The sequence below is a fragment of the Pseudanabaena sp. PCC 6802 genome, from assembly GCF_000332175.1.
In the GTDB taxonomy this organism is placed as follows: domain Bacteria; phylum Cyanobacteriota; class Cyanobacteriia; order Pseudanabaenales; family Pseudanabaenaceae; genus PCC-6802.
Map to the genome: position 1 here is coordinate 28133 of NZ_KB235912.1, position 18763 is coordinate 46895.

The 18763-nt window shown below is 49.3% G+C and carries 22 protein-coding genes; 14 read left to right on the forward strand and 8 right to left on the reverse strand.

Features of this window, described 5'->3' with window-relative positions; genetic code table 11:
- Positions 1–117: 117 nt before the first annotated feature.
- A complete protein-coding gene (locus tag PSE6802_RS0105070; RefSeq protein ID WP_019498977.1) occupies positions 118–2103 on the reverse strand; it encodes a response regulator in 1986 nt (661 codons plus the stop codon).
- A 497-nt stretch (positions 2104–2600) separates the two neighbouring features.
- Between PSE6802_RS0105070 and PSE6802_RS0105075 the strand changes: the two genes are divergently transcribed.
- From PSE6802_RS0105075 to PSE6802_RS0105085, 3 genes are all read left to right on the forward strand, one after another.
- Positions 2601–3350 (forward strand): phycobilisome rod-core linker polypeptide, encoded by a 750-nt coding sequence (locus PSE6802_RS0105075; RefSeq protein ID WP_019498978.1) that lies wholly within the window; start codon positions 2601–2603, stop codon positions 3348–3350.
- 81 nt (positions 3351–3431) lie between these two features.
- Entirely contained in the window at positions 3432–4409 is a 978-nt protein-coding gene (locus tag PSE6802_RS0105080) for a glycosyltransferase family 2 protein (RefSeq protein ID WP_019498979.1), read from the forward strand.
- 205 nt (positions 4410–4614) lie between these two features.
- Entirely contained in the window at positions 4615–5274 is a 660-nt protein-coding gene (locus tag PSE6802_RS0105085; protein WP_019498980.1) for a HEAT repeat domain-containing protein, read from the forward strand.
- Here the strand turns inward: PSE6802_RS0105085 and PSE6802_RS27840 are convergent.
- Positions 5252–6058 (reverse strand): pentapeptide repeat-containing protein, encoded by an 807-nt coding sequence (locus PSE6802_RS27840; protein ID WP_019498981.1) that lies wholly within the window; start codon positions 6056–6058, stop codon positions 5252–5254. The genes PSE6802_RS0105085 and PSE6802_RS27840 overlap by 23 nt on opposite strands.
- A gap of 229 nt (positions 6059–6287) precedes the next feature.
- Here PSE6802_RS27840 and PSE6802_RS0105095 point away from each other — a divergent pair, with 229 nt between their 5' ends.
- A complete protein-coding gene (locus tag PSE6802_RS0105095; RefSeq protein WP_019498982.1) occupies positions 6288–6806 on the forward strand; it encodes a phycocyanin subunit beta in 519 nt (172 codons plus the stop codon).
- A 61-nt stretch (positions 6807–6867) separates the two neighbouring features.
- Positions 6868–7356, forward strand: a complete 489-nt coding sequence (cpcA, locus tag PSE6802_RS0105100; protein WP_019498983.1) for a phycocyanin subunit alpha — start codon at positions 6868–6870, stop codon at positions 7354–7356.
- A 65-nt stretch (positions 7357–7421) separates the two neighbouring features.
- On the opposite strand, the gene PSE6802_RS0105105 is transcribed toward cpcA, so the two are convergent.
- The 4 genes from PSE6802_RS0105105 to PSE6802_RS0105120 all read right to left on the reverse strand — a co-directional run bounded on the left by PSE6802_RS0105105 (position 7422) and on the right by PSE6802_RS0105120 (position 10571).
- Entirely contained in the window at positions 7422–7994 is a 573-nt protein-coding gene (locus tag PSE6802_RS0105105) for a globin family protein (protein WP_019498984.1), read from the reverse strand.
- Between the two features lie 291 nt (positions 7995–8285).
- Positions 8286–9191: a HEAT repeat domain-containing protein gene (locus PSE6802_RS0105110; protein ID WP_019498985.1), complete on the reverse strand. Its 906-nt coding sequence runs from the start codon at positions 9189–9191 to the stop codon at positions 8286–8288.
- A 94-nt stretch (positions 9192–9285) separates the two neighbouring features.
- A complete protein-coding gene (locus tag PSE6802_RS0105115) occupies positions 9286–9525 on the reverse strand; it encodes a hypothetical protein (RefSeq protein WP_019498986.1) in 240 nt (79 codons plus the stop codon).
- A gap of 302 nt (positions 9526–9827) precedes the next feature.
- The gene (locus PSE6802_RS0105120) at positions 9828–10571 is read right to left on the reverse strand and encodes a phycobilisome rod-core linker polypeptide (RefSeq protein ID WP_019498987.1); all 744 of its coding nucleotides are present in this window, start codon (positions 10569–10571) and stop codon (positions 9828–9830) included.
- Positions 10572–10845: 274 nt separating this feature from the next.
- Here PSE6802_RS0105120 and cpeB point away from each other — a divergent pair, with 274 nt between their 5' ends.
- The 9 genes from cpeB (at position 10846) to PSE6802_RS0105165 (ending at position 17907) form a co-directional block, all read left to right on the forward strand.
- Positions 10846–11400 (forward strand): C-phycoerythrin subunit beta, encoded by a 555-nt coding sequence (gene cpeB / locus PSE6802_RS0105125; RefSeq protein WP_019498988.1) that lies wholly within the window; start codon positions 10846–10848, stop codon positions 11398–11400.
- A gap of 110 nt (positions 11401–11510) precedes the next feature.
- Complete coding sequence (gene cpeA, locus PSE6802_RS0105130; RefSeq protein ID WP_019498989.1) at positions 11511–12005, forward strand: C-phycoerythrin subunit alpha; 495 nt, start codon at positions 11511–11513, stop codon at positions 12003–12005.
- A gap of 147 nt (positions 12006–12152) precedes the next feature.
- Positions 12153–13424: a HEAT repeat domain-containing protein gene (locus PSE6802_RS0105135; RefSeq protein ID WP_019498990.1), complete on the forward strand. Its 1272-nt coding sequence runs from the start codon at positions 12153–12155 to the stop codon at positions 13422–13424.
- 25 nt (positions 13425–13449) lie between these two features.
- Complete coding sequence (locus PSE6802_RS0105140) at positions 13450–14058, forward strand: HEAT repeat domain-containing protein (protein ID WP_019498991.1); 609 nt, start codon at positions 13450–13452, stop codon at positions 14056–14058.
- Between the two features lie 6 nt (positions 14059–14064).
- Positions 14065–14823 carry a phycocyanobilin:ferredoxin oxidoreductase gene (locus PSE6802_RS0105145; protein ID WP_019498992.1) on the forward strand — a complete coding sequence of 253 codons (759 nt, stop codon included), beginning with the start codon at positions 14065–14067 and terminating at the stop codon, positions 14821–14823.
- A gap of 45 nt (positions 14824–14868) precedes the next feature.
- Complete coding sequence (locus PSE6802_RS0105150; RefSeq protein ID WP_026103073.1) at positions 14869–15456, forward strand: phycobiliprotein lyase; 588 nt, start codon at positions 14869–14871, stop codon at positions 15454–15456.
- Positions 15457–15571: 115 nt separating this feature from the next.
- On the forward strand, positions 15572–16306 hold the full coding sequence (locus PSE6802_RS0105155; RefSeq protein ID WP_019498994.1) for a 15,16-dihydrobiliverdin:ferredoxin oxidoreductase: 735 nt from the start codon (positions 15572–15574) through the stop codon (positions 16304–16306).
- A gap of 16 nt (positions 16307–16322) precedes the next feature.
- The gene (locus tag PSE6802_RS0105160) at positions 16323–17069 is read left to right on the forward strand and encodes a phycoerythrobilin:ferredoxin oxidoreductase (protein WP_019498995.1); all 747 of its coding nucleotides are present in this window, start codon (positions 16323–16325) and stop codon (positions 17067–17069) included.
- 94 nt (positions 17070–17163) lie between these two features.
- Complete coding sequence (locus tag PSE6802_RS0105165) at positions 17164–17907, forward strand: phycocyanobilin:ferredoxin oxidoreductase (RefSeq protein WP_026103074.1); 744 nt, start codon at positions 17164–17166, stop codon at positions 17905–17907.
- Between the two features lie 3 nt (positions 17908–17910).
- Here the strand turns inward: PSE6802_RS0105165 and PSE6802_RS0105170 are convergent, their stop codons facing one another.
- A complete protein-coding gene (locus tag PSE6802_RS0105170; protein ID WP_019498997.1) occupies positions 17911–18285 on the reverse strand; it encodes a response regulator in 375 nt (124 codons plus the stop codon).
- A gap of 21 nt (positions 18286–18306) precedes the next feature.
- On the reverse strand, positions 18307–18763 hold a 457-nt coding region (locus PSE6802_RS0105175), incomplete at its 5' end, for a sensor histidine kinase (protein ID WP_026103075.1).

Here is an 18763-nt window from a genome sequence, read left to right on the forward strand (position 1 = left end):
TACTGAATGCGATCGCCCTAACAATTAAAGAGTCCAAAGAAATCCGAGTCCAGGAGTTAATCCTGAATTAACCGCTCAAAGTGCGAACTTATTTCTCCCTAGCATGTGTCCAAGCTCTCAAGCGCTGCATGCAACTGACAAGCGCTGCATGCGATTGAGAATGCGATGGGCTAGATCTGCACCTACGACGGGCTTGCATAAATAGTCGTCGGCACCGACGGTAAAGGCGCGATTCTGGGTCTGACGATCGCTCAGTCCGCTCAGAAATAGAATGGGTAACTTTTGCCAGCGCGGGTCGCTGCGTACCACCTGGCAGAGTTCAAAGCCATCAATTTCAGGCATGTTGACATCCAGCACCAGGACATCGGGCATGACGGCTTGCAGGATCGTCCAGAACTCCTGTGGATATTCCAGAGTCGTCACTTTTAACCCCCAGGGGGCGAGCGAGGTCGGCAAAATCCGCAACCAGTCGCGATCGTCATCGACAATCATCACCTTCAGTTCTGGATCGTTGCGACCGTGGCTCTGACTCAGTAGGTGCCTGACGGCATCGATCGCCTGCTCTGGCGAGGTGAACGGTTCTAGAAAAACCGTGCCGCCCCGACGCACTACTTCCAAACGAACGGTCAATTCGTTGCGATCGCCGATGACCAGGATCGGCAGGTCAGGGTAAGACAGCGCCAGTGTTTGCAACCAATTCATCGGCTCTAAATCGCGAGCGCGCTCGGAGGTAATCTGCCACAAAATGGCTCTGGGTAGTCGATCGCTCTTACCGGGAAAGGACTTAGAATCCAGCCATGCTTGGGCAATTTCTCGAGTTGGTGCGATCGCAGTACGCAGTCCACTACTGAGCGCTGCCCGTTCTAAAGCTTGTGCAAATTGCGAATCCCCAGAAATTACCAACAGCAGTGGTAAGTTATGTAAATCTTGCGAGCGATCGAACGATATAACAGGCAAGTCCTGTGAAGTTAACGGGAAATTTTCAATTGAGATAGTATTTTGAATTTCCTGTTGCAAATCGAGCACGAGAGTTTTCAACAGCGGTATATTTTGAAATCCCAAATTAAGAGAGCCATCTAGTAAACTCTCTAATTGCCGCGCCAGTTGCATACCCTGGTTGAGTCCAAATGTACCTAGAGTGCCTGCTAATTTGTGCGCTGTCTGGTTTGCCTGCGTCTGCAATTGCTCTGTCAGAGTACCCGACTGTAATGCTTGCACTACTTGAGAAAATACGACCAACTGCTCCAAACTCTGAGGCTTGCTAGCAACCCAGGTCTCGTTCAGGAAGGCCAAATATGCTGCTTGCTGTTCTATTGCCCGGTCAGTTTTCTCTGTAATGCTTTGCCCTAGTCCTAAAGTGCTCTCTAACCGCGCAGTCGGCTTCTCAAGCGGCATATTACGGTAGCGTACCTCTACAGCATCGCGATCCGGAGCCTTCAGGTAATAGCCTCTACCGTGGATGGTGGCAATAAAATCGGCAGGCGCACCCGCCTCCATAAGCTTATGACGCAGGCGGCGGATATGCGATCGCACCGTTGACTCGGCTGGAAAATCCTCAGACGACCACAGGCGATCGAGGATTTCTTCGGTACTAAACACGTGCTGGCTGTCAGACAGCAAAATTTCTAACAAGCGATATTCTTTGGTTGTAAGCGTGATGTGCTTGCTGTTATAACTAACATCACAGGTGCTGGGATTGAGCAGTAAGTCGCCCCAAGACATTAAAGGAAAAGGAGTACCGCTGCTGCGGCGCAACAGAGCGCGGATGCGGGCGCTCAATTCTGCCACATCAAACGGCTTGACCACATAATCATCGGCACCAGCATCCAGGCCCTGCACTTTTGCAGTACTTGTATTTTGGGTTGTAAGTAAAACGATCGGTGTAGTGTAGCCCTCACTACGCAAGCGCTGACACAAACTAATACCATCTAACTTAGGCAACTGGATATCTAGCAAGATGAGGTCGTACTCAAAGGTTGAGCCATAGTTCCAGCCCGCTTCGCCATCTTTGACCACATCGACGATGCAATTATGACGGGTGGTCAGGCTCTTAGTCAGAACCGTAATTAATGCTTCGTCATCTTCTACAAGCAGTATTTTCATAAGTGGAGATGGGAAATTAACTTACCAACCCAGGACTTTGGTTCCAGACTTGAAAACCTACCTGTTCAGCCGCGCTCTAGCAATTTAAATAAGAAGTTACCGCTTGTAACAAGTATACTTTCTGAGTAACTTGCTAAATAGTCAGTTGTGAACCTGTTCGGATGCTTTGTACGCGCATCCGAGTAGATCTGTAGCACCCCTATCTGAATTGTAAAATTTCTTCGCTGACTGCTGACTGTCGATCGCTATAGCGTTTTTCAATTGAGAACAGGTTTTATTGACGGGGTGAAGGGATTCTACCCCGTCATGAGGGCGTTGCCCCCACCCCCCTACTCTTTCCGATCTGAAAACCGCTATAACTTAAACAAATCATTTCGGATCGCCCTATGTTTTAAGTTATGTAATTTTTATTAGACTAAAGCGAATAATACCTCCATTGCCTACTATCATTAAAAGTATTTTGCAAGATTTCTTAAGAAAACGGAGCTTTTTTAAGCATGGCCATTCCTCTTTTACAATATCCCCCCTCTAGTCAAAACCCGCGCGTTGTTGACTTTGATATTCCTGGTGACGAGCAATTCAGAGTCTTTTCCACCGACAACATCCTCTCAGACAACGACATGGGCAACCTCATCGATGCTGCCTATCGTCAGATTTTCTTCCATGCCTTTGACTGCAATCGCGAGCGCGTGCTGGAATCGCAACTGCGCAACGGCCAAATTACCGTGCGCGACTTTGTGCGCGGCTTAATGCTGTCTAAAACTTTTATCGAAAGCTTCTACGACAAAAATAGTAACTATCGCTTTGTCGAGCACTGCATTGAAAAAGCCCTCGGTCGTCGCGTTTACAGCGAGCGCGAGAAGATTGCCTGGTCTGCCGTAGTTATGACCAAAGGCGTGGCAGGGTTTGTGAACGAATTGCTCAATAGCGACGAATACCTCGATGCTTTTGGCTACAATGTCGTGCCTTATCAAAGAAGACGCATAACTGCCGGTCGTTCTGAAGGCGAGGTGCGCTTTAATATCAAATCTCCTCGTTACGATGCGTACCATCGCGATCTGCTCGGCTTCCCGCAAACCATTTGGCAGTCAGTGGTCGGCTCCTATGTTGCCGTTGACAGGAAACCCAAGACTGGTGACCCTGTCCAATTCCTCAAGATGGCGCGCAGCATCAAGTCTGGTGCTGGAACTCCGCCGCGCGTTTCTACTGCCAACATTAATATCGAAGCTTCTTTGCCTCGCAGATAAAGTTAGCATCCCGCAAAAGGCAGGTGTTCAGACGTGTAGTAGCATCTGAACACCTGCTTTGTGCATTTTTAAATAACGATTATGCTTCCACTTATTTCTGTGGTGATTCCTGCTTATAATGCTCAAAAAACTATTTTAGAAACTATTCATTCAGTTCTTAATCAAACTGTTTCTAATTTTGAAATAATTGTCATTAATGATGGTTCGCGAGATAATACTTTAAGTTTGCTCTCTACAATCTCAGATCCTCGTTTAAAAGTTTTTTCGTATGAAAATGGGGGGTTATCTGTCGCTCGCAATCGAGGCATAAGCAATGCCATTGGAGAATTCATTAGTTTTTTAGATGCTGACGATCTATGGACACAAGATAAATTGGAGTTACAAGTTGCCGCATTACAAAAAAATCCCGATGCTGGCGTAGTTTATAGCTGGACTCAGTTTATCGACGAGCATAGTAACCTACTATTTTTGCAACCTCCCGTGTACTTGGAAGGAGATGTGTATCCCCACCTTCTAGTTAGCAACTTTATTTCTAGTGGCTCAAATATCATGGTGCGTCGGCACTATATCGATTTGGTCGGTGAGTTTGACCCTGCTGTAAATGCGACTGCAGATTGGGACTATTATCTTCGCCTAGCGGCGCGATGTCATTTTGCTCTAGTACCTCAATATCAAGTTCTTTATCGCAAGTCATCTCAAGCGATGTCATCTAATATTGAGTTAATGGAAAAGAGTATCTTAACTGTCCTCAATCGCTCCTTTGCATCAGCTCCAGAGCACCTTCAATCTCTCAAAAATCTCAGCTTGGGAATCACTTATCAGTATTTAAGCGACTTGTATTTCTTAAATAATTTAACTAGTAAAGAGGATCTCAAACAAGCCAATCAAAAACTGATACAAGCAGTCAAGATATATCCAAAAATTTTATTGCAAACAACAACGCATCGCTTATTTATAAAAATAACGATCTTAAGACTACTTCCACCTCAATACTCGCAAAAATTAATTAAGTTTATTAGCAACCTAATTTCTTTAGTTTCTAATTCTAAAACTAAATAATATTTCGGTAATCCTTGTTCTGTACGATCGAGGCAAAATTTTGTCTCGCGATCGCCGCACGGATTCAGTTTAATTTAATGTTATAGCCGTAGACAGATCTCTTAGGACAGGGGGTGTGGGGGCTGCGCCCCCACGCAGGGGTGGAACCCCTGCACCCCGTCCTAAGGCTATTGGCTATAGCTATAGAACGCTTGAAATTTTGCTCATGGAACTGCATCAAATCGAAACCGACCTGCAACAACAGGATTTTCAATATCGCCTCAAAGCGATCGCGGCACTCAAAGATTATCCGTCCGAGGTAGCTATACCACTGCTGAGCCAGCATACCCAGGATCCAGAATTTCTGGTACGCACTTTTGTGGCAAGGGAATTGGGCAATCATCGCACGCAGGAATCTTTTGCGGCCTTGCTACAGATCGTGAAATTGGATAGTACGCCCAACGTGAGGGCGGAAGCAGCTAACTCGATTTCCATGTTTGGCAAAATCTCTGCGTCGCATTTAGTGCAGATATTTACCACTGACGATCACTGGCTGGTGCGGCGCAGTATTATGACGGCACTTATGGATTTGGAGTGCCACGCCGAGTTGTTTGAGATCTGCATGCTGGCTTTAATTGGAGAAGACGAGCCATTGCGAGAAGCTGCTGTCAATGCCCTGGGGAGTCTTGCCAACTCGCCTCAACATACGGCTAGCTTATCTAAACTTTTGAGTTTTAAGGATGCTGAGTCACCGCGCCTGCGCGTACAGGCGGCCTATGCCCTTAAGCACTTTGACGAGCCTGAAGCCAAAGCTGCCATGCTGCAACTACGGCAAGACTCAGATCTCAGAGTTGTGGGAGCCGCTATGGAAGATTTACTGCCCTAGCATTTTCTAAGCTCGCCCGCGTGGTGCGTCGCGTGAATGAGTTCCAGGTGTCTAATTCTTGACTGGAGTGACCTAGCAGTTGCGATCGCTGTGCTGCGGTCAGCCCCTGTACGTGGGAAAAATCTGCACCAGCAATACTTTCAAAGCGATCGAACTCAACATCAGTTAAGTCCGCTGCGCGCAGATCGGCACCTGCCAAATTTACCCCATTCAAACGAGCTTTCCGCAAGGATGCGCCTGTTAAATAAGCCCTGCGCAGATCGGCACTACTGAGCCGCACGCCCTGTAAGTTAGCTCCGGTGAGATCTGCTCCGCCCAGGTAAGCTCCAAGCAAATTGGCACCTCGTAAATCGACATAGCGCAGGTTTGCCGTATTCAGGTCGGCACCGTTGAGATTAGCGCCAGGGCCGATCGCTCCCACCGATTTGTAAGCAAATCCTTCTGGCCAAATTGTGCGATCGTCGAAGAGCGCCCTCTGAAGTTTGGCATCTGTTAAATTGGCTCCATGCAGGTTCAGCCCGCGCAGGTCAGCTCGGTATAAGCAGGCTGACTCCAAATTAGCCCCATCCAGGTTAGCATCGCTTAAATTCGCCCCTCGCAAGTCAGCGTTTTGTAAACTTGCACGACTGCAGTTCGTATCGCTCAAATTTGCACCTATTAACTGAGCGTGGCTGAGGTTGACATTCTGCAAATCCAATTTGTGCAGGTCAAATTTATACCAATCCCGACTAAGGGCAATTCCTGATTTAAGGGCATCTAAAACTTCTGGTAATGGCTGCTTCATTGCTGGCGCGACAGTAAGATTTTGGAGTTTGTTGAGATTTTGTTGACAATTCGTAACAAATAACGATCCAACGACATAGTATAAAAAAGTACAGTAAAGCAAAGAGTTCCGTACAGGCTTGTCTGTTACTTTGGTTGTCTTTGCGGTTGTGCAGGGATTGCACAAAACTTAAACAAATTTTTTTTGACCTTAAATCCTAATCAAAACAACAATATAGGAGATTGAGTTTATGTTAGACGCATTTGCAAAGGTGGTCTCTCAAGCTGACGCACGGGGCCAATACCTAAGCGGCGACCAAATTGATGCCCTTAGCGCAATGGTAGCTGATGGCAACAAGCGTATTGATATCGTCAACCGCATTACGAGCAACTCTTCTACAATCGTGGCAAATGCTGCACGCTCTTTGTTTGCAGAGCAGCCCCAATTGACCGCTCCTGGTGGCAATGCCTACACCAGCCGTCGGATGGCCGCCTGCTTGCGCGACATGGAAATCGTCCTGCGCTACATCACCTATGCCATCTTCTCAGGTGACTCCAGCGCGCTAGACGATCGCTGCTTGAATGGACTGCGCGAAACCTATCTGGCTTTGGGTACACCAGGTGCTTCCGTTGCAGTAGGTATCGGCAAGATGAAGGATGCCGCGATCGCGATTGCTAACGATCCGAATGGTATAACCCGTGGTGACTGCTCCAGCTTAATTTCAGAATTGGGTGGCTACTTTGACAGAGCTGCCGCTGCAGTTGGCTAATCGCTACATCGAAGTAATTGACTCAACTTTACAAAACTATTAAAGAGGTAAATTTACCAGTATGAAAACTCCTTTAACCGAAGCAGTCGCCGCCGCCGATTCTCAAGGACGCTTCCTCAGCTCTACCGAGCTGCAAGTAGCATTCGGTCGTTTCCGTCAAGCATCATCCGGCTTGCAAGCAGCTAAGTCATTAAGCGCCAATGCTTCTAGTCTGGCTAACGCAGCAGCTAATGCCGTATACCAAAAGTTCCCCTACACCACTACCATGAGTGGCCCTAACTATGCCTCTACGCCAACCGGCAAAGACAAGTGCGTCAGAGACATCGGCTACTACCTGCGCATGGTGACCTACTGCCTAATCGTAGGCGGCACCGGTCCATTGGATGACTATCTATTGAGCGGAATTGCTGAAATCAATCGCACGTTCGATTTGTCTCCCAGCTGGTTTGTTGAAGCCTTGAAGCACATCAAAGCCAATCATGGTTTGAGTGGCGACGGAGCAGCAGAAGCCAACTCCTACATCGACTACGCCATCAACGCTCTCAGCTAGTCAAGTAACATCTTGAATCTCCTCAAAGGGAGTGGCGATCGCCACTCCCTTTGCATATTGGAGGATTAGCGGAATTTTTTTAACTCATCGATCAGGCGATCGAAATAAGGGGCGATCGCGGCTTGCCGATCTGGTTCTACGTGCTTGAGACTGGCAGCTTTAACTCCTTCCAGTCCTACTACCATTGCATCTAAAGGAACATGCAACTCTTGATAGAGCAGTTGCATGTAGTGCAAACCTTCAGCGCTGGTGTAGTCGGTATGCTGTCCCACAATACCGTAGGTAATACAACGCAGAAAGTGCCAGAAATCCCGCCAGCAGGCTTCGGCTCGTGCGGGCGGATGCAAACCGCCACCAGGCTCTGTAATTGCGGGAAATTTTGCCAGCACTTCGGATCTGGCTGCATCGACAATGTCGGTGGCGCGATCGCGCAGCATCGTCGCTACGGGTATCAAAGCCGTGGATGCTGGGGCGAGTGCCTGAATCTGCTGCAAATCTCCATCGCTAAGGTAGCGCCCCCCATCGTCGGCTGCTTGCAATAGCGCGATCGATGCAGAGGGATGCGTATTTTGCCAGGTAGAAAAACTGACAATTCGAGCTTTTTGAATTAAATCTCTAACTTTTGCGCTCAATTCCATATTTCTTACTGCTGGGGAGTTTTAATCGCTAAGGGTCGAATTCCCCGCCCCTTGGGGCGTGATAAAATTGTTGTGGTTCGCAGCCCACCGATTGAGAGTGAAAGTCAGGCATTGCCGGAACCTCCAAAGTTCGGGAATTGTATTGTACCCAGGGACTCTGGGGAAGGGAAACAGTCTGTCAAGTCGGTCTGTCGGGGAGTACGTCATGAGGCGGCTCTAGATCAGTGGCGTTGGGCAGAAATGTCTAATCGTGAGGTTAGGATGCCCCGTCCGCTTGCAGCGGGGAGGATGTCACTCGTCATCGCCTTCTGCCAGGCGGCGTTCTAGTTTAGAGATCGCCAGTTTAGCCAGGAGGCGAATGGGTTCTTCTTCGTCATCGAGAGCGGCTCGCAGTGGTTCTAGTGCGGTTGTATCGCCTACCTTGCCCAATGAACTGACGGCAGCTTTACGCACGTCCACATCGCTATCTCGCAGCGCCAAAATCAGATGCGGTATGGCGGGAGGGTAGTTGACCTGTCCCAGCGTGGCGGCGGCTTCATTGCGAATCGCAACGGCGGCATCGGTGAGGGCGGCGATCAAGATGTTGCAGGCTCGCTCGTCCGAGTTGGTTTGAGCTACCTGAGCGATCGCGGCGATCGCGGCGCAACGAACGTCCACAGAGTCAGAGCCCATAGCTTTGTACAGGTGTTCGGCAGCTTCGGCACCAATGAACGCTAATGCCCACGCCGCATGACCTTTAGTGCTTTCGGCATATTCCGGTGATGCCAGGATATCGAGCAGGGCTGGTACGGCGGTCTCGCCCGTCCTGGCAAGCGCACCAGCCGCCGATCCATTCACCACAGTATCCTCATCGTGCAAGAAGGCATCTAATAAAGCTGGCACGGCTCTGGGGTCGGCAATAATCGTTAATGTCTTGGTAGCAGCGCGACGCAGGACTACGTTTGATTTATCTGCTAAGGCTTCTAGCAGTATTGGGGTTGCTACTTCCCCAATTTCACCTAAGGTCTCGGCAAATCGGAGTCTGACCAGTCCTCGCGCATCGCCCAACCCCTCAAACACCATGCGTCGCATTAGTTGCCGATCGTTGGGGTCAAAGGTTTCGAGCGTGATGCGATCGGTTACCATTGCCATCAGTGCATCCGTCTCGGCTTGAGCCGCCAGCAGGCGATCGTCGCTAGACGTAGTTGAGTCAGTCATATAGCACTCCTATCTGAGTTGTAAAATTTCTTCGCCGATCGCTGACCGCTAACTTGCACGAATCATTTCGGATTGCTATAGCAGGAAAGACAGTTTAATTCTTGGCGGTTACGGCAGCATAGCGATCGCGCAGTTCTTGCAACGCCGCATCAATTTTTTGGAGGTCGGGGTCGAGGTTAGCCATCATCTTAGCCTTTAGAATCTTGGCTTTTTGTGCCATGGTCGTCGTGTCATTTACCAGCCGCTCGCGATATTGCTCTAGCTCCGCAATCACCTCCGCTAATTCTTCGGGAGTGTCTTGGGGTGGCGAGTTAAGTTCTGAGTTGTCGGACATATGAGATTCCTAAAATTCTGTAATTTCTTTGTGCAAAAGCTCGTACCAAAAAAATATTTGCAGATCGACTGATATCTATAGCCAACAGGCTTAGGTCGGGGTGCAGGGGTAAAACCCCTGCGTGGGGGCGCAGCCCCCACACTCGCTGTCCTAACAGATCTGTCGGCTATACAATCGCAAAACGCCACATCCTCTCATCGCCGCCTTTGAGGACGGCGTGGGGCTGTCGGCGCTTAGCTCAAATCCGAGCTATTAATAGCTCGGATTTGAGGTTTAAACTGCTGAAATCACCCTCACAAGCTTTATCTACGAGGAAGAGAAGCCTGGATATTAATATTCAAAGCAGAGATGCGTTGAGGTGCATTACCTCTAGCACCAATACTGCGAGCCATGTTGAGGAACTCGGCAGGATCGCCAACTCTCATGTTAGCTGCGGAGTACCTGCGTGCGTTAGCTTGCCAAGCAACTTGAGGGAAGCCCAGCTTAGCGCGATAGTACTCGTTGTAGCGCGGCGAGAGAATATTAAACGGGATTTCGCCAGCTTCGCGACCGGGTAGAACGCGCCGCCGTTGATAAGGCACGGTACTGTAACCAAATGCTTCGAGGTATTCGTCGCTGTTGAGTAGCTCGTCAATAAAGCCTTGAATGCCCTTCGTCGCCACTACAATCGACCAGGCAATTTTTTCTCGATCGCTATAGACATCGCGACCGAGAACCCGTTGTACGGTCTGTTCGACAAAGCGATAGTTGCTGTTGAGGTCGTAGAAACTGCGTCTGTAAGTATCAGAAAGTAAAAGACCTCGAATGAAGTCGCGTACCGTAATTTGACCGCTACGCAATTGAGATTCCAAAAATACTTCGCGATCGCGTGCAAACGCATGGAAAAAAATCTGACGATAAGCTGCTTCGATCAGATCGGTCATGTCAGTTCCTGACAACAAGTTATCAGTGGAAAAGATCCTGGGGCGATCGTCGCCAGGAATTTCGTAGCCAGTTACGCGATGATTGCGGCTAGATGGGGCATATTGTAAAAGAGGAATAGCCATGCCTAGAGAAACTCCCTTTTCTTAAGAAATCTTACAAAATATCCTTAATCATAGTAGGCAATGGATGCATCATTCGGATTAGTCTAATAAAAAATTACACAACTTAAAGAAACCAGGCGCACAAATATTAAGGATTGTTACTTAGTTTTCCAAAAGTGGGACGACCGTCCCCGTCATCTTCTATGTTCAAAAACAGCTTGAGCGAGGGTAATTAATTCCCAAGCACAGCCAATATTTAGAGAATAAAAAGTTTAAGAAGAATAAGGAGAGCTCGATGCTTGATGCTTTTTCTAGAGCTGTAGTCGCAGCCGATGCCAGCACGTCACCCGTAAGCGATATCAACGCGCTCAAGGCCTTCGTGGCATCCGGCAACCGTCGTCTGGATGCTGTCAACGCGATCGCCAGCAATGCTAGCTGCATGGTTTCTGATGCCGTCGCCGGTATGATTTGCGAAAACCAGGGCTTGATCCAAGCCGGTGGCAACTGCTATCCCAACCGCCGCATGGCCGCTTGCTTGAGAGATGCCGAAATCATCCTGCGCTATGTTACCTACGCTCTGCTAGCTGGAGATTCATCCGTATTAGACGATCGCTGCTTGAACGGTTTGAAAGAGACCTATGCCGCCTTGGGCGTACCGACGACCTCAACCGTGCGTGCCGTGCAAATCATGAAGGCACAAGCAGCAGCACACATTCAAGACACGCCAAGCGAAGCCAGAGCCGGAGCGAAGCTGCGCAAGATGGGTTCGCCAGTAGTAGAAGACAGATGTGCCAGCTTGGTAGCAGAAGCATCGAGCTACTTCGACCGCGTGATCGCAGCGCTGAGCTAGCGCGTGCTGCAGTCTTCAGACACGATTGTCAAGATTGAGAACTTTTAAATTAAACCATTCCAAACAGATCGTAAAAGACGTTCTAAGAAAATCCCATCGGAGAAAGAAGCATGAAATCAGTAGTAACAACGGTAATTTCGGCAGCAGATGCGGCTGGCCGTTTCCCCAGCAGCTCTGATCTGGAATCAGTGCAAGGTAGCATCCAACGCGCCGCCGCCCGTTTAGAAGCAGCAGAGAAGCTTGCCAACAACATCGACAACGTGGCTAGAGAAGCTTATGATGCTTGCATCAAGAAGTATCCCTACCTGAACAACGCTGGCGAAGCCAACTCCACCGACACGTACAAGGCGAAGTGCGCGCGCGACATCAAGCACTACCTGCGCTTGATCCAGTACAGCCTGGTTGTGGGCGGCACTGGCCCTCTTGACGAGTGGGGCATTGCAGGGCAGCGCGAAGTCTATCGTGCCTTGGGCTTGCCTACGGCTCCGTATGTAGAAGCGCTATCATTTGCCCGCAATCGCGGCTGCTCGCCTCGGGATATGTCAGCACAGGCATTGGTGGAATACAACGCGCTGTTGGACTATGCGATTAACTCGCTGTCGTAGAGCGTATCAGTAACACAGTAATTAGTGGCTGAATAAAATCCGTTCTCAATAGGGATTCTAGGTTGTTGCTTTGCCTGAGATAGGTTAAGTACATTTCTAGAGTCCCTTTGTTTGTGGGCTAGTTTGTGGGACCATTTGTTTCAAACTATGGATAAGCGCTTTTTCAATTTCTTCAATCTCACTGAGGATGAAGCGATCGCAATCTTAGATACACCGCCAGATCGAGTGAGCGAAGATGATTCTCGATACATTGCAGCTTCCCATCTGGTGAATTTCCCGACCGAGAAGTCGATCGCAGCTTTAATGCGAGCGATACAACAAACTGACCCAGCCCTCGATAATCGCATTGTGCGCCGCAAGGCGGTGGAAACTCTAGGTCGGCTAGAAGCAAAGCAGGCTCTCCCCTTAATTCGCAGTTGTTTGGCCGAAGAGGACTGCTACACGGTGGAAAATGCGGTGTGGGCGATCGGGGAAATTGGCACGCAGGATGGGGATTTACTAGAAGAAGTCGCCCAGTTGCTCGATAAACCCGGCCAAACCTACCGCGTCATCATCCATACCTTAACTAAACTGGATTACCAGCCAGCGCTAGATCGGATTCGGCGATTTGTCGATAGCACGGATGGGCCGATCGCTAGTGCGGCGATCGCGGCGGTCTGTCGATTTGCCCGAGACTACAGCCAGATGGATAAAGTGGTGGCAATGTTGCAACACCGCGAGGTGTTTACGCGACGGCTATCGATCCAGGATTTGATCGATGCGAAATATTATCGAGCGATTCCGGCAATCGCCCGCTGTCCCGTATCGCTGGTATTTCGATTGCGAGGAATTCGACTGCTGGCAGAATCAGGTATTCCATCTGGAGAACTGAGCTTTGCTGAAGTGCAACCGTATTTAGAGCAGTCATTGCGCGATCGTCCCGAGGATCTGGATTTAGTACATGCCTACGATCTACCGCCGGATCTGCCATTTCTCATGAGGGAACTGTACGAGACCGACTTTGGGCGCTGCTATTTGGCAACCAAAACCATCCTGGAATACTATGCTGATGAGGCTCCAGCCGCCCTATTTGATACCTATGCAGCGGAAGCATGCAACGACTATGGCGCGCATTTTCACGTAGTGAAACTATTCGGCTGGCTCAAACATGCCCCCGCTTACGACCTCCTGATCGAAGCTCTACACAATCCGCAGCCCCAGTATCAAAAATCCCGCGCTGCCGCTGCGATCGCCCTGGCAGAGATCGGCGATGAGCGTGCGATTCCTCAGATTAAAGCTTGTTTGGATACCAGAATCTGGGATTTGCAATATGCGGCACTATTAGCATTAGAGAAATTGGGCGATACGAGCGATCGCGATCGCATAGCAGAGGATAGCGATTGGCTTGTACGAGAAAAGATAAAGGCGATTAAATCGTAATCTAATACATCAAAGATAGAACTCTATGTCTCAAAACGAACTATTTCAACAACTCAAGCATCCCAACCCTTACATGCGGGAACGGGCGATGGTGGAAATTGCGGAAAATCGCGACGACACGACTATTCCCAATTTGATGAGCGTTTTGGGCGACGAAGATGTTGTCTATCGAAGAGCAGCCGTAAAAGCCCTGGGCGTAATTGGTGCAGATACCGTACCGCCCTTAGTGGATGCCTTGCTCAACAGCGATAATGTCACGGTGCGCGGTAGTGCGGCGAAGGCATTGGCACAGGTGGCGCTCAACTATCCCGAAGGTCCGTTTCCCGCTGTGGGAATGCAGGGCTTAAAAACCGCTCTCGATGACCTGAACCCCGTCGTGCATATCGCCGCCGTGATGGCATTGGGCGAGATTGGCGAACCTGCGCTCGATATATTGCTCGATTCACTCCAAACCACTGATAATGTAGCATTAGCCGTATCGATCGCCAACGCTCTGGCCTCTATTGGCGGCGATCGCGCCGCTGCAACCCTCACCGGATTGATCGACGACGAATCTGCCGATCCCTACGTACGAGAAACGGCAGTTAGCGCTCTATCGCGATTGGAACAGGTGAATAGTATGAAACAAAGGTAGATCGCGATGCAGTCGATGCAAACATCATTACGAGAACAGCAGTATCCTTTAGTTCGCCAACTAGCGAACTGCATTGAAGCGGTTTGGCAAGAATATTTGGATTTGTCTCCCTACCAGGTACCAGAAGATTTAGGTTACGTGGAAGGCTCTCTTGAAGGGGAAAGGCTCGCAATTGAAAATCATTGCTACCAAACGCCCCAATTTCGCAAATTGCACCTGGAACTGGCTCAGATCGGGAAATCGCTCGATATCCTCCACTGCGTCATGTTTCCGAATCCCGACTACGCCCTGCCAATTTTTGGGACGGATCTGGTGGGAGGGCGCAGCGGTATCAGTGCCGCAGTTGTCGATCTGTCACCCATCAATCGAGATCGATCGCTGCCCAGCCAATATCAAGCATATTTGCAGGATTTACCCATGCCAGAGTTTTCGCATCCTCGCGCTTTGCCGGAATGGGGCGATATCTTTTCGGAATTCTGCCTGTTTGTGCGCCCAGCCAGTCCGGCAGAAGAAAATGCATTTCTCGATCGCGTCAAGGAATTTTTAACCCTGCATTGTCAAATTGCCAGTACAGCTACACCTTTAACTTCGCAGGTGGAAATTGACAGAGTTTTAGCAGGGCAAGAATACTACTGCACGAAGCAACAACAGAACGACAAAACCCGCCGAGTGTTGGAAAAGTCCTTTGGCTCGGAATGGACGGAACGTTACATGACTACCATGCTGTTCGACCGAGCAGATCGCTTCATTACGCCCGAACTATAAGTTGTCCAAATTATTTCTCTAAATTATTTCTCTGTTAAACACTGAATGCACGCTACCTTCCCCACAACTATGATGGACTTCTTTCGCAAGAGTGAGGGGGTCTGGTTTACGCAGCGATCGGTTCACCACTTCGACTCTGCGGGGGACGAGTCGGGCGAATCTAACCTGTTTGTATCTGTGGTGGCGAAAGACGATCCGCGCACAAAAGCAGTGTGCGAGCAACAGGGCATCGACCCAGCCAGGGCAATGGGGGGCGCAAGTTTTATGTGGCAAGCTAACGAAGATACGGAAACGCCCAACCCCGACAATGCAGCGGTATTGATCGATTTGCCCGATGACGAGACGGGGCGATCGGGAAAGCTACTGCGCGATCGGGGTTATGTCGAAAAAATTCCAGTGGTGAGCCGCTATTGGTTTGGGCAAGACGGCATTCTAACCATCGATACGGAATATGACAAAAACCAGGGTCAGGAGCGGTGCTGGTTTATTACCGATGATTTTCGCGTGCGGGTCAGCACCGTACGCATGATGAATGGGGTGTACCTCATGACCTATTGTTCGGAGCGGCGCTGCATCTCCGAGTCGATGCTTGCACAAATGCTGAAAAATAACTTAGCACGTGCAGAAGGCTAGCACTAACATTAAGGATTGTTGCTTACTTTTTTATATTCGTTACATCTGGCTGGGAATTTCCTATTCTCAAGGTCTAGAGGATGGGAATTTCCATATCCGTTATAAAAAATAATTTATGTATAAGCCGTTTCTCGAGCATCTGGAACAATCGCTATTCCAAAAATTTGATTTACAGACCTGTCCAATTCCGGCAGGATTAGAGCACCAGGTGAGCGATCGCGGCAAGAATCCCGCAACTATTCGCAGTTGGCACTACCGCTGTCCCGAACTGCGGAAAATTCGCTACACCTACATTGATGCGGGTGCCAGTGCCCAGATCTTTAATAGCGTCATTTATCCCAGCCATCACTATGAATTGCCTCTACTGGGCATAGATTTTCTTTCGTTCGGACAGGTCAAAAACCTGATCGTGATGGACTTTCAGCCATTATTCCAAGACGAATCCTACCTAAACAAATACATTCGCCCCCTCAAGGAATTGCACGATAAATATCCAGACCTGGCTCAGGACTTGGAAATGAAGTTTTACGATGCCAACCAGTACTTCTCCAAATATTTGTTATTTGCCAAAACCGACTCGGAAACCGTGAAAACGCGAGTATTCGATGCCTTTAAGGATTATCTCACTCTCTACTGGCGCATGTTGGATACCGCCACTCCATCTAGCGATCCAGAGGACGTGCGACGGATTGTCAAAGCCCAAAAGAATTACGATCAGTACAGTGCCGATCGCGACCCCGCCTCGGGTTTATTCAGCAGCTACTTTGGACATGCATGGGCAGAGCGCTTTTTATACGAATTTCTATTTTCCGATGCCGTACCGCTAGCCACTGGAAAAGCGATGAGGTAAGCCCAGGTTAATCCCTATGACTTTATATCAACCTTTTTTAGACTATGCGATCGCCCGCTTGCACGAACGCCTGGACTTGCAACCTTACCCAATTCCGGCAGGCTTTGAGTCTAAATCGGCGATCGTGGGTAAAGGCAAGAATCAGTCAGAGGTCTTGACGACTAGCCATGCCTACCAGTCTGCCAAACTGCGGCAAATTCGCGCTGCCCACGTGCAGGGTGGCGATGCCCTCCAGGTGTTAAATTTCGTCATTTTTCCACACCTCAACTACGACCTGCCTTTTTTTGGGGCGGATTTAGTCACGCTGCCAGGAGGACACCTGATTGCTCTGGACATGCAGCCCCTGTTCCGCGACGATCCGGTTTACCAGGCAAAATATACTCAGCCCATTCTGCCCATTTTTGAGTCATATCAGCAGCATCTCCCCTGGGGTGGTGATTTCCCAGAAGAGGCTCGTCCCTTCTTCTCTCCCGCATTTCTCTGGACTCGTCCCAAGGAAAATGAAGCAGTTGAGACTCGCGTATTTGCCGCATTTAAAGATTATCTCAATGCCTATCTAGATTTTGTGGATGCTGCTACTCCCGTCACAGCCTCTCAGTCATTAGCAGAGATCGAGCAAGCACAGTTGCGCTACCTCCGTTATCGCGCTGAGAAAGATCCGGCACGGGGCATGTTTACCCGCTTCTACGGCTCTGAATGGACTGAAGAATACATTCACGGCTTTTTATTCGATCTCGAAAGACAGCTAGAAACGGCTCGATAATCGAGATCGCTCCCCCCCACAAGCTTCCTGCACGGATTTTGCACACTTGATGAGCCAAACTGGTAATTAGTCCCTTACCCTGAATGGCATGGCCATGAATCATTCCACACAAACTTCACTGCGATCGCAGCAGCACCCACTCATTCACAAACTAGCTGACTGCATTGAAGGGATTTGGCAGGAGTACCTGGATCTGTCTCCCTATCAGGTGCCAGAGGATCTGGGCTATATCGAAGGCGCGTTGGAAGGGGAACGCCTCACCATTGAAAATCGCTGCTATCAAACACCCCAATTTCGCAAGCTCCACCTGGAACTGGCACAAGTCGGCACTGCGCTCGATATTCTGCACTGCGTCATGTTCCCCAATCCCGCCTATGCCATCCCAATTTTTGGCGCGGATCTGGTGGGAGGACGCGGTGGTATTAGCGCCGCGATCGCCGACCTATCGCCTGCCAACCGAGAGCGATCGCTGCCGAAAAAATATTGGGACGCTTTAGCCGATCTGCCGTTGCCGGATTTCTCGCAGACGCGCGATTTGCCAGAATGGGGCGATATCTTTTCAGAATTTTGCGTGTTCGTGCGCCCCAGCAATGCCGAAGAAGAAAATGCCTTCGTCCAGCGCGTGCGGGAATTTCTCACCGTCCATTGCCAGATTGCCACCAGCACAGAGCCTCTAACCTCACATCTGGAGATTGCCAATGTGATGGCAGGGCATCAATATTACTGCACTAAACAGCAGCAAAACGATAAAACTCGGCGAGTTCTGGAAAAATCCTTTGGGCCAGAATGGACAGAACGCTACATGACTACCATGCTGTTCGATTATGTCGCTGCGTGAAGCTCACCAGTGTAGAATCTTGGTAATTTGCTCGGGTAGCTCTAATGCATTAAATGGCTTAGTAATCACGCCACTAACGCCTAAGTCTTGAAATTGCCGCTTCTCGGATGTCTGAGCCTTAGCCGTGAGAAAGATCACGGGAATTTGCTCTGTGACCGGGTCGGATTGCAATATCTTAAACGTAGCAATGCCATCCATATCAGGCATCATCACATCCAACAAAATCACATCAGGTCGTTCAGTTTGAGCAGTTTGAATACCCTGAGGTCCAGAACTAGCTACCAGTACATCCCAGCCTGCTGCCATGCGAATGCCAAATTGCACGACTGTTTGAATGCTTTCTTCGTCGTCAATAATTAAAACTCGCTTGCTAGACATGCAAATATGCCTCTTAATGGGTCAACCTGGCAACGTAAACGAGAAAGTACTGCCTTTGCCAAGAGTACTTTCTGCCCAGATTTTACCCTCATGTTGCTCGATAATTTTGCGACAGATCGCAAGCCCTAGCCCAGTTCCGCCTTTCTTGCGCGAATCGGACGAGTCAACCTGATAGAACCGTTCAAAAATGCTTTCGAGTTTATCGGCAGGAATACCCTGTCCCCGATCGCGAACGCGGAATAAAACTTCTGAAGATGACAGCGACTCCACCGTCAACCAGACCTTACCGCTAGGCAATGAAAACTTGATCGCATTACTGATGAGATTTGTGAGTGCTTGCACGATATAGTCGGGATCTACACAAATCTCAATTGATTCGGGCTGTGCGATCAGAGTTATGCCGTGCTGCTGTGCCATAGGCTGCATTGCTTCAGTTGCCTGAATGATTAAATCTGCGGCGCTACAGATTTGCTTTTCC

Bases quoted from the DNA above. Each gene is read 5' to 3' on its own strand.
- PSE6802_RS0105070 (WP_019498977.1), bottom strand. From the start codon at position 2,103: ATGAAAATACTGCTTGTAGAAGATGACGAAGCATTAATTACGGTTCTG.
- PSE6802_RS0105075 (WP_019498978.1), top strand. From the start codon at position 2,601: ATGGCCATTCCTCTTTTACAATATCCCCCCTCTAGTCAAAACCCGCGC.
- PSE6802_RS0105080 (WP_019498979.1), top strand. From the start codon at position 3,432: ATGCTTCCACTTATTTCTGTGGTGATTCCTGCTTATAATGCTCAAAAA.
- PSE6802_RS0105085 (WP_019498980.1), top strand. From the start codon at position 4,615: ATGGAACTGCATCAAATCGAAACCGACCTGCAACAACAGGATTTTCAA.
- PSE6802_RS27840 (WP_019498981.1), bottom strand. From the start codon at position 6,058: ATGAAGCAGCCATTACCAGAAGTTTTAGATGCCCTTAAATCAGGAATT.
- PSE6802_RS0105095 (WP_019498982.1), top strand. From the start codon at position 6,288: ATGTTAGACGCATTTGCAAAGGTGGTCTCTCAAGCTGACGCACGGGGC.
- cpcA (WP_019498983.1), top strand. From the start codon at position 6,868: ATGAAAACTCCTTTAACCGAAGCAGTCGCCGCCGCCGATTCTCAAGGA.
- PSE6802_RS0105105 (WP_019498984.1), bottom strand. From the start codon at position 7,994: ATGGAATTGAGCGCAAAAGTTAGAGATTTAATTCAAAAAGCTCGAATT.
- PSE6802_RS0105110 (WP_019498985.1), bottom strand. From the start codon at position 9,191: ATGACTGACTCAACTACGTCTAGCGACGATCGCCTGCTGGCGGCTCAA.
- PSE6802_RS0105115 (WP_019498986.1), bottom strand. From the start codon at position 9,525: ATGTCCGACAACTCAGAACTTAACTCGCCACCCCAAGACACTCCCGAA.
- PSE6802_RS0105120 (WP_019498987.1), bottom strand. From the start codon at position 10,571: ATGGCTATTCCTCTTTTACAATATGCCCCATCTAGCCGCAATCATCGC.
- cpeB (WP_019498988.1), top strand. From the start codon at position 10,846: ATGCTTGATGCTTTTTCTAGAGCTGTAGTCGCAGCCGATGCCAGCACG.
- cpeA (WP_019498989.1), top strand. From the start codon at position 11,511: ATGAAATCAGTAGTAACAACGGTAATTTCGGCAGCAGATGCGGCTGGC.
- PSE6802_RS0105135 (WP_019498990.1), top strand. From the start codon at position 12,153: ATGGATAAGCGCTTTTTCAATTTCTTCAATCTCACTGAGGATGAAGCG.
- PSE6802_RS0105140 (WP_019498991.1), top strand. From the start codon at position 13,450: ATGTCTCAAAACGAACTATTTCAACAACTCAAGCATCCCAACCCTTAC.
- PSE6802_RS0105145 (WP_019498992.1), top strand. From the start codon at position 14,065: ATGCAGTCGATGCAAACATCATTACGAGAACAGCAGTATCCTTTAGTT.
- PSE6802_RS0105150 (WP_026103073.1), top strand. From the start codon at position 14,869: ATGCACGCTACCTTCCCCACAACTATGATGGACTTCTTTCGCAAGAGT.
- PSE6802_RS0105155 (WP_019498994.1), top strand. From the start codon at position 15,572: ATGTATAAGCCGTTTCTCGAGCATCTGGAACAATCGCTATTCCAAAAA.
- PSE6802_RS0105160 (WP_019498995.1), top strand. From the start codon at position 16,323: ATGACTTTATATCAACCTTTTTTAGACTATGCGATCGCCCGCTTGCAC.
- PSE6802_RS0105165 (WP_026103074.1), top strand. From the start codon at position 17,164: ATGAATCATTCCACACAAACTTCACTGCGATCGCAGCAGCACCCACTC.
- PSE6802_RS0105170 (WP_019498997.1), bottom strand. From the start codon at position 18,285: ATGTCTAGCAAGCGAGTTTTAATTATTGACGACGAAGAAAGCATTCAA.